We start from the raw sequence: 1,650 nt of genomic DNA, 5'->3' as shown, positions 1-1,650 counted from the left end.
GCCTCGGCGTCGAGGACATCGATCGCGCTCAGCGGCAGGTCCGGGCCTCCGTCCAGAGCCGATTCCAGTGCGGAGACCAGGTTTTCGGAGGCGGTGCGGACGAGGATGCCTACCGCCAGCGAGTCGATCGGAGCCACCGCGTCGACCGCGATCTCGATGCCCTTGCCGTTGTCGTCGACCAGGATGACCAGAGGGTAGTTGGTGCGCTCGCGCACGAGGGCCACGCGACCGCCTTCCAGCCCCTCGTCGATGTCCTCTCCAGGGTTGCGTCGGTAGTTGAGGAAGGACGTGAACAGGGGAGTGTCGCCGACGGCACCGCTTGCCCGCTGGGCCACTACCAGCGGCGTGTGCTCGTGCTCCAGCAGCTCGGCAAGCTGCCCGCGCATCACGCCCACGGCGGCGAGGGCGCCGATGTCGCCCATACGGACGCGCACAGGAAGCGTGTTCATGAACGGTCCCGGGACCCGGTCGGCGCCCGCACCGGCGTTCAGGCGGCCGTACAGCACCGAGCCGAAGACCACGTCCTCCCGGCCGCTGACCACCGCGAGTACCCGGGCCCACGCCACGTGCAGCACGGTGGCGGTGCTGATCCCGGCGCGCCGAGCGACCTCGCGAATTCGCGTGTCCAACTCAGCTGAGAACTGTACGACTTCGTGGACAGAGTCGGCGCCGTCGCCTCGGACGTCGGCCAGCCCGTACGGGGCCGTCGGCTCGGTGATGTCACCGAGCAGTTCCCCAAAGTACCGCTCGGCACCGGCCCGGTCGGCGTCGCCGCGTACCTGGGCCACGAAGTTGCGGAACGGCAGCGGCTCGGGCAACTCGTCACCATGGCCGCCGAGGAGGGCCTTCACCTCGTCCAGGACCACTTGGAGCGACGTGTGGTCGCGGACGGTGTGATGCATCCGCATCAGCACCAGCCAGCGTTCGCCACTGGGGTCTGCTGCGAGTCGGAGGTCGAGCAGCGGCGCCCGGCCCAGGTCCATCGACGAGCCGACCAGTGCGACCAACTCGTTGACGGGATCGGCGCTCTGCGGGTCCAGCGTCACCTCGGCGACCGGCATCACGGCCTTGCGCCACACCACCTGGACCGGCTCCCGCAGCCCCTCCCACGCGAGCGAAGTGCGGTAGATGTCGTGGCGATCGGCGACCGCTTGCAGGGCGCTCGCGAAGGCGTCCGCTCGTTCCCGCGAGTCGAACTCCAGTACGGCCCGCATGACGTAGGCGTCGTCGCCGCCGTCGGCGAGCAGGTGGTGGAAGAGCAGGCCTTCCTGGAGCGGGGCGAGGGGGTAGATGTCCGCGATGTTGGCCGCGCCGCCCTCGACCGTGGCGACGATCCGAGCGACCTCCTCCGTCGTGAGGTCCACCAGCGGAAGCATCTGCGGCGTGATCTCCGTCGCATCCTCCGGGATCAGGTTCTCCGGCACCGCCACCTGCTGAGCACCGACCGACTCAGCAAGCCTCGCCACCGTCGGGGCGTCGAACAGCGCCCGTACGGCGATGGAGACGCCCTGCGCCCGCAGGATCTCCACCAGCCGGATCCCGAGGAGGGAGTGGCCGCCGAGCCGGAAGAAGTCGTCGTCGACGCCCACGTTCTCCAGGCCGAGTACCTCGGCGAACGCGGCGCAGAGTATCTCCTCGCGCACGTTCGCC

General features: G+C 69.7%; 1 protein-coding gene. It reads right to left on the bottom strand.

From position 1 onward, the window contains the following. Positions 1 to 1,650, bottom strand: a 1,650-nt coding sequence (locus tag GA0115254_RS27660; protein WP_256102806.1) for a condensation domain-containing protein, incomplete at both ends; no start/stop codon positions are given.

Source organism: Streptomyces sp. Ncost-T10-10d, assembly GCF_900091955.1.
Lineage (GTDB): Bacteria > Actinomycetota > Actinomycetes > Streptomycetales > Streptomycetaceae > Streptomyces.
This window is presented reverse-complemented; position numbering and strand designations above follow the sequence as displayed.